Raw genomic sequence first — 413 nt, 5'->3', positions numbered from 1 at the left:
GGCCGAAGCCAAGGCCAAGCTGGGCAAGCTCAAGATCGAAGTCGGCACGCCGCACCGCGACGTCGATTACAGCGTGCAGCCGATGGGCCGCGGCAGCTTCGGCGGCAACATGCTGATCGCCTCGACCTGGCGCCATCGCGAGGAGATGAAGCGGATCGGCAAGGGCAATGCGGATCGCCGCTGGGACGTGCTGCCGCAGCAGCCCGCGCTGGCCTACGACCTGGCACAGAACCGCCTGATCGTCACCGCCGCGGTGCTGCAGGCACCGGTGTTCGATCCGCAGCGCGATGCCGCCGGCCAGTACGGCGCCTACGGCGCGCTGGTGGGCCACGAGCTCAGCCGCGGCTTCGACAACAAGGGCCGCATGGTCGACGCCAAGGGCGAACTGCGCGACTGGTGGACCGCCTCCGAGC

Annotated in this window: 1 protein-coding gene; it reads left to right on the top strand. The window is 69.7% G+C overall.

Annotation, left to right across the window (positions count from 1 at the left end; translation table 11 throughout):
• A partial coding sequence (locus OEJ36_RS30400) for a M13-type metalloendopeptidase (RefSeq protein WP_317891616.1) occupies window positions 1–413 on the top strand: 413 nt, incomplete at both ends.

Origin of the sequence: Pseudomonas sp. PDM13, assembly GCF_025685765.1 — a bacterium.
Taxonomy (GTDB): domain Bacteria; phylum Pseudomonadota; class Gammaproteobacteria; order Pseudomonadales; family Pseudomonadaceae; genus Metapseudomonas; species Metapseudomonas solani.
The sequence above is the reverse complement of the archived record's forward strand: the minus strand, read 5'-3'. Positions and strand labels throughout refer to the sequence as shown.